Below are 1,088 nucleotides of genomic sequence, written 5' to 3' on the forward strand. Positions count from 1 at the left end.
GAGCCTTTCCCAAACTTTGTGTAACTGCTTATAATCCACTAACAGGAGAATAAGCAATGACTAACCAATCTGACATTAAAAAACTGGCCGAGCAAATGGCTGGTAGCATGAATAGCTTTGATGACATCAAAGACTTTCAGAAGCAGCTCATGCAATCCTTTATCGACACTGCTCTTGAAGCTGAGATGGAAGACCATCTCGGCTACCCCAAGCATGAGAAAGCAGACAAGCCTAATAAGCGTAATGGGCACACTAAAAAGACCATCCGTAGCGACACAGGCGATTTTGAGATATCCACCCCAAGAGACCGTGATAGCAGCTTTGAGCCTGTACTCGTCAGTAAGCATCAAACCCGTATTAGTGGCCTTGATAACAAGATCATCTTCCTTTACGCCAAAGGTCACACCACCACCGAGATTGTAGAGAGCATCAAAGAGCTCTATGACGTCGACATCTCAAGCTCTCTTGTCTCAAGAGTCACCGATAACATATTAGAGGACATTATCGTTTGGCAGAACCGGCCGCTGAGCAGTGTTTATCCTATCGTCTATTTAGACTGCATTGTCGTTAAGGTACGCCAAGACAAGCAGATCATCAACAAGGCGATCTATCTGGCCTTAGGAGTGGGACTTGATGGTAGAAAAGAGCTGCTTGGCATGTGGCTATCAGAGAATGAAGGCGCTAAGTTCTGGCTTGGTGTTCTCACTGAACTACAAAACCGCGGCGTTCAGGACATTCTTATTGCTTGTGTCGATGGTTTAAAGGGCTTCCCTGATGCCATTAACACGGTTTATCCCAATGCTCAGGTTCAGCTTTGCATTGTTCATATGGTGCGCTATTCGATGAAGTTCGTGCCGTGGACGGATAAGAAGGCCGTAGCGGCTGATTTAAAGGCAATTTATGGTGCTGATACGCTTGAGATAGCAGAGGCCAATCTTGAGCACTTTGATGAGGTGTGGGGTGATAAGTATCCGCATGTGGTTAAGTCTTGGCGTAATAACTGGGAGGGCTTAACGGTGTTCTTTGAGTATCCGAAAGATATCAGAAAAGCCATCTATACCACCAATGCTATTGAGTCTTTAAACAGC

General features: G+C 45.5%; 1 protein-coding gene. It reads left to right on the forward strand.

What is annotated here, in order from left to right:
* Positions 1-56 precede the first annotated feature (56 nt).
* The coding region (locus CXF60_RS00600) for an IS256 family transposase (RefSeq protein WP_102090368.1) at positions 57-1,088 on the forward strand (1,032 nt) is incomplete at its 3' end.

The organism is Psychrobacter sp. 4Bb, from assembly GCF_002836735.1.
Lineage (GTDB): Bacteria > Pseudomonadota > Gammaproteobacteria > Pseudomonadales > Moraxellaceae > Psychrobacter.